The organism is Acinetobacter sp. V2, assembly GCF_001188385.1.
Taxonomy (GTDB): domain Bacteria; phylum Pseudomonadota; class Gammaproteobacteria; order Pseudomonadales; family Moraxellaceae; genus Acinetobacter; species Acinetobacter oleivorans.
In genome coordinates, this window is the sequence record NZ_JZFB01000001.1 from 894,791 (window position 1) to 900,311 (window position 5,521).

The following is a 5,521-nucleotide window of genomic DNA, read 5'->3' on the forward strand; positions in this document are numbered from 1 at the left end:
TGCTCGTTGCCCAACCTAGGCTTAAAAAATATGCTCCGGCAAATGCGCTACCCACTGCTCCTAATCGGCCTATCCCATGCATCCAACTGTTGCCGGTCGCGCGAGCAAAAACTGGGTAAAATGAACTGGAAACACTGTTAAGACCTGCATTCGCACCATTCATCCACATACCGATGAAGAAACACATCATGCTATACATTACAAAGTTATGACCCACTGCACCTAGAAAGAACATGAAGCCAATCGCTAAAAGATATGCAATCACTAATCCAAGGTGTGGATTTAACTTGTCCATCAAATAACCGCATGCGATACAACCTACTGGCCCCCCTAGCTGATAAATCGCAGTGATAATTGAAGCTTCGCTAATGCTGAAACCAAATTCATGGCTCATCATTGGTAACCAACTTCCAAGTAAATACACCACAAACAAACCAGATGCATAGCTCCACCAGAGCAAAAAGCTGCCTAAGAAATAAAAAGGACTCAGGACTGCTTTTACTGGATTATCAACCGTATTAGTTTTTGCTTTAGGTAAAACAAATACAGTGTTAACCGTATCAAACTCTGGCGCCATTTTATGGATAATGGCATCAATCTCTGCTTTTGGATGTTCCTTCAGGACTTTATAACCAATAGATTCAGGTAATTTAAATACTGCGATAACGGCTAGAACAAGTGGTAGGACTCCACCAATAATCATCATGGCATGCCAGTTAAAATGTGGAATCACCCAAGCAGCCAAAAAACCTCCAATAGCAGCACCAATTGTGAATCCACTTAGAATGATGGTAACCATGCGACCATTCATTCTCATAGGAGAGTAATCCGTTACCAACGTAACAGCTTGCGGCATTACCCCACCCATAAATAAACCAGCAATAAAACGGAACATCATCAGTTCTGTCACATTGTTAGAAACTGCTGCACATAAAGTAAATACACCAAAACCAATTAAGTTAATAATAAGTAGTTTTTTACGTCCAAACTTGTCTGCTAAAGGTCCTGAAATCACTGCGCCTACAGCTAAACCAATTAATGCTGCACTCATTACGGGTGCAAGATCAGTTGTAGTAATTCCCCATTGCTGCTTAATGACGGGAGCCACAAATCCCATAATTGATATATCAATACCATCAACAACGACAATCATTAAACATAAAAAGATAACTAGTTTTTGTATTGGGGATATGCGATTTTCATCAATAAACTCCCTTAAATTTACCTGTTGAGTCATACACTTACTCCATTAGTGTGTATCAGCAAATATGCGTTTTCCATCGCTTATTCAGTTTTGCTCCCTACTTATTCTCAAAAGTTGAATAATTAGGAAACTCCTTATCTGAATGATTCATCTGTACGGCATTTGAGATAGAATCTAAAACAACTATAATCTGTTTTTAATTTTTTTGGAACACTGTTCCAGAAAATAATATTAGGATTTTTATGCTCAGCAATACCGATCGTTCTTTGCTCACCCTCGAAGCACTATTAAAAGAAGTGGATGGATGTGCACTTAGTCAGCTTTCTGTTGATCTTGATATCCCAAAGTCTGCAATGCATCGCATTCTGACTGCGATGAAAGACATGGGATATATCTATCAAGATGAAATCACCCAACACTACAAGCTCACTCTTAAAATTGCCTCAATGGGTTTGAGTTTTCTGTCTTCACGCTCGATTACCGAAACATTTCAACCCTATCTTGATGAACTGGCAGAAACCTCTTCTGAACTGGTTCGCCTCGGTTTAATCGAAGACGAAAAAATTATCTGGATTGGTAAGGCTCAAGGAGCCAAATCAGGTCTAAAATATGATCCTGACTCAGGCAACGTGGCCTATTTACCAGCTTCAGCTTGTGGTTTAGCGTATTTATCTACCCTTGATCAAAATGACTTTTCACGAATTGTGGAACGTGAAGGTTTCGATAAAGCCAAGAACTTTGGACCAAACTCACCAAAAGACCTTACAGAACTAGAGCAAATGATTAAGGCTTCGAGAGAGCGAGGTTATGGTGTGATTAGTGACACCTATGAGCTAGGCATGTCTGCTATGGCTAAAATCATTCTCAATCCACAGACGGGCCAACCTTTTGGCACAGTCAGTATTGCAGGGCCTTCTGTACGTTTAAGTCCTAAACGTATTGAAGAGTTAGCACCAGCACTCATGGCAACTTCTGAAAAAATTGCATCCATCATCAATTTAATCCATATCTAATTTTTAGCTTCTAAGGCAATCAAAATCATATTTCGATTGCCTAAACTCCCTTTAAAACATTTTTCAAGCTCTAAAAACTGAGCAATCGTTATTTATGACAAGCTAATATAGGCCCCACCTTAAATTTAAGTTGATGCATCAACCAAACGATAGTCACCATTAATAATGCTGCAATTAGCCCTAATGTGATGATCACCCCGAAATATTCAATAAAATAACTGGAAAGGATGACAGGCCAGATCGTACCTTGATAAGCAATAAACAAATAACTAGAAAAGATCAGCGGATTTTTTTCACGCTCCATCATATTGCCGATAAAGTGATATACAGCACTTAAGGTAAAACCATGTCCCATACCCGTCAGTAAAATACTGATTAATAAAAACCAAACGATGTGTTCGATTTCTGCCATCACCAAACTAATAGTTCCAAGCAATAAAGCTAATAGCCCTGCATACAACACATGCAATTCTTTAAACGATTTACAAAATAATTGACTCAGCACTGACACAAATAAAATGATTGAAATTGATACACCTGTTAAGGTGGCTGACGATTTAATCGGTAATTCTTTAATAAAAGTCCCAGCCAAAGCTGCATATAAGCTGAAGGCCCCGAAACTACAAAGTGCAGCTATACTACAAACCCAGAAAACTTTGCGTGAAGCCATCTGGGGTAATGCTAAACCTTGTAACTTTAATAACTCATTTAACTGATATTTCTTCTCAATTTTAAATCTTGGTTTGATCCAAAACACACTGATAAATATTAGAAGTGAAAAAAAGATAATAATCCAATAAGGATCAGCCAAAGGTCGCACAGTATGATCAGCTAATACACCACCGATCAAAGGTCCCAAACCAAAACCCAAGACAGTAATTATAGAAGTAAGCTTTTCAGCTAATGCCTTATTACGAAACGGATATTGGTCTTTGAGTCCCACCATTGCAGCGGTGGTAATAAGTCCTGAAGCAATTCCAATCAGAAACCTTGAAAATCCCAGTAACCAAACAGAACTTGCCAATGCAGACAACATTAAACCTAAAATGGTTAAAGCCAAACTGACCAAAATCACATTTTTATAGTGATAAATTGCATTGAGTTTATTTAAAAACAGCAGTGAAAAAACTACGCCTAACATATAGGAAATGAAGATATAACCTATTTGAGATGTTGAAACTCCCCACTGTTGTTCATAGATTGCATATAGAGGGCTTGCCAGAGCGGTACTTAAAGCAGCAAGACACAGCGCAAAGCTAATAATACAATATTGAACACTGGACTTTGGTGTCTGCATAATTCAACCAAAAGTGACTTTTAAGTCGATTTTAATTCAAATATGACCCAAAGGTCAATTTATGTTAAAATAATCTTGTTAACAATGAAATCTAGTTCAACATGACGAAATCTAAAACACGCGGCCCTAGTCTAGAAAAGACGCAAGAAACTAAAAAGAAAATTATTGACTCTGCTCTACAACATTTTATTGAGGTAGGTTTTGCAAGAGCAAAAATTTCAGATATTGCTAAACATGCTGAATTAGGCAAAGGTACAATTTATTCTTATTTTGAAACTAAAGATCAGTTATTTGAAGCAGTAATTGATGCTCTCATCAACGATTCTTTTCGTCCTATTCGCGCTTCTGAAATCACTCAAAATGAAACTGTTTACGAGTTTATTTGTAAAAAGATTATTCCCAGTGTTTTAACGCTTGAAACGACTGGTCGTGCGGATATGGCACTCTTAATTTTACGTGAAGGAAATAATTTTCCGCATATTCGTCAAACTTACGTAAATAAGATTTTTTTACCTATTCAGTATGAGCTTGAGCAATTAACCAGTTTAGCGATTCAACGTGGAGAATTATCAGCCACAATTTCCCCACAGCAATTTGCATTGCTTATTGTGAGCCCTATGTGGATGGGTATGATTCACAATGGTATCCTGAATCCCAATGAAGTTTTATCACTTGAAACGCTTTTTCAAGAAAACCTAAAAATCTTGTTTGGAAAATAAAAAGGCAAACCTCTGTTTGCCTTTTTACTCATACATATTTAAAAATTAAGTTTCATGGTCATACCTGCGACCCAAGCATCATCCACTTGTTTTAGACCACCAGCTTGATGCACATATTGAATATTTGGTCGTAAAGCAATACTAGGTGACCATTGAAAGTTATAGTTCAATTCAATATTCAATTCGTCATACTGAATCGGTGTATATTTCGGATTCGCATAGTCAGCTTCGGTTAATCCCAGCAATTGATTAGATGCATTTTGGCGCTCTTGGACACGATCATTCACATCAAAACGTGCCAGACCCAAACCAATGGTATCATTTGGTCGATGCTCAAATATGCCTTTATACCAAAGCGCTAGTTGCTGTGTGCTTTCAACAACAGTTGTAGATTTATCATTAAAAGTAAAGTTTGCTGAAATAAATAAACCACGCTTAGAGTCGTCCGCAGGCGCAAAAACCTGTTGTTGCGCATTAAGCCAAACACTATGCTTATTGTTTTGCCATTTCCGATCTGCTGCATTTGGCTCAATATTACCTTTTCCATCTGTACTAACATTACGTGCATCTGCCGTTGACAAAAATGCACCGACTTTATATTCACCACTTAAGCCATCGAAAAATGCTAGATTGGGTTTCCACGATAGTTCCGCAGGAATTAAAATACCTTTACGTTGATCCATATCCAAATTAAAACCATGTTGCTCTAAGGCATTTTCAGGATTGACCTCATAAATCCCTGTTCCAAACCAGAGTGAAGGTAAAACTTGATATTTGGCGTTAATTCCCCATTGGCTTACAGGACTATTAAACCAAATATCTCCTACTGTTTTGCCTAACTGACCTCCACATAACATTAAGTTTTGAAACTCACAATGTGATGCATTGAAATCATCTGAAAGTCCCATGCGACCTACCTTAATGTGTAGATCATTATTCAAAAATCCTTTTTTAATCCATGCACTGGTTAAGCGCCACCATTGTCCACGCCCATAAATCTCTTGAGCACTACTAAATTGTGGCGCTCTAGGATCACTAATCCGATCAGTAGAAAGCGGTTGTCCATCTCGTTTCGTTATGCTCAACTGGGCTTGAGTATCTTTCCAACCTGAGATTTTTTCTAAATCTAGACGTGTACCAAATGTCCATTGGTTTGCATTAAATAGTCGTGGTGAATCGTCATATCCTCCACTCAGATTAATAGCACTTTCATTTTGAAAAGCGGCGGTAAATTGATAACCCTGCTGTTCGAGTTGAGCCCGTTTTCCGTTCCAATCGCCCAATATCC

Annotated in this window: 5 protein-coding genes; 2 read left to right on the forward strand and 3 right to left on the reverse strand. The window is 38.0% G+C overall.

Translation table 11 applies throughout. The annotated features are described in order from the left end of the window. A partial coding sequence (locus tag UC75_RS04060) for an MFS transporter (RefSeq protein ID WP_228137074.1) occupies nucleotides 1-1,237 on the reverse strand: 1,237 nt, incomplete at its 3' end. A gap of 209 nt (nucleotides 1,238-1,446) precedes the next feature. Here UC75_RS04060 and UC75_RS04065 point away from each other — a divergent pair. Beyond that, complete coding sequence (locus UC75_RS04065) at nucleotides 1,447-2,217, forward strand: IclR family transcriptional regulator (RefSeq protein WP_049836793.1); 771 nt, start codon at nucleotides 1,447-1,449, stop codon at nucleotides 2,215-2,217. Nucleotides 2,218-2,305: 88 nt separating this feature from the next. Here UC75_RS04065 and UC75_RS04070 read toward each other — a convergent pair whose 3' ends face one another. After that, nucleotides 2,306-3,514, reverse strand: coding sequence for an MFS transporter (locus UC75_RS04070; RefSeq protein WP_049836794.1), 1,209 nt, complete (start codon nucleotides 3,512-3,514; stop codon nucleotides 2,306-2,308). A gap of 101 nt (nucleotides 3,515-3,615) precedes the next feature. Here UC75_RS04070 and UC75_RS04075 point away from each other — a divergent pair, with 101 nt between their 5' ends. After that, nucleotides 3,616-4,233 (forward strand): TetR/AcrR family transcriptional regulator, encoded by a 618-nt coding sequence (locus UC75_RS04075; RefSeq protein WP_005305827.1) that lies wholly within the window; start codon nucleotides 3,616-3,618, stop codon nucleotides 4,231-4,233. Between the two features lie 38 nt (nucleotides 4,234-4,271). Here the strand turns inward: UC75_RS04075 and UC75_RS04080 are convergent. Further along, the coding region (locus UC75_RS04080) for a carbohydrate porin (RefSeq protein WP_049836795.1) at nucleotides 4,272-5,521 on the reverse strand (1,250 nt) is incomplete at its 5' end.

Excerpts from the sequence above, each read along its gene's own strand:
- UC75_RS04065 (WP_049836793.1), top strand. The coding sequence starts at position 1,447 with ATGCTCAGCAATACCGATCGTTCTTTGCTCACCCTCGAAGCACTATTA.
- UC75_RS04070 (WP_049836794.1), bottom strand. The coding sequence starts at position 3,514 with ATGCAGACACCAAAGTCCAGTGTTCAATATTGTATTATTAGCTTTGCG.
- UC75_RS04075 (WP_005305827.1), top strand. The coding sequence starts at position 3,616 with ATGACGAAATCTAAAACACGCGGCCCTAGTCTAGAAAAGACGCAAGAA.